This is a genomic window from Verminephrobacter aporrectodeae subsp. tuberculatae At4 (assembly GCF_000193225.1).
GTDB lineage: Bacteria > Pseudomonadota > Gammaproteobacteria > Burkholderiales > Burkholderiaceae_C > Acidovorax > Acidovorax aporrectodeae.
In genome coordinates this window covers 1-213 of sequence record NZ_AFAL01001052.1, presented here as the reverse complement: position 1 = coordinate 213, position 213 = coordinate 1, and the positions used below count along the sequence as shown (strand labels likewise).

At 76.1% G+C, this 213-nt stretch carries 1 protein-coding gene; it reads left to right on the top strand.

The genetic code is table 11. The features are described 5' to 3' along the window. Positions 1-213, top strand: a 213-nt coding sequence (locus VTU_RS30410) for a tRNA dimethylallyltransferase (RefSeq protein WP_010110699.1), incomplete at both ends; no start/stop codon positions are given.

The window sequence follows — 213 nt, the reverse complement described above, 5'->3', positions numbered from 1 at the left end:
GCACGCCGAGCTGGCGCGCGCGGACCCGGTCACCGCCGCCCGCCTGGCCCCCGGCGACAGCCAGCGCATCCAGCGGGCGCTGGAGGTGTGGCTGCTGTCGGGCCGGCCGTTGTCGGATTTTCATGCGCAAGGCGCCTGCGCAGGGCTTCGCGCCTGCGCGCTCTTCTCCCTGGAGCCGCAGGACCGCGCCTGGCTGCACGCGCGCATCGCGCA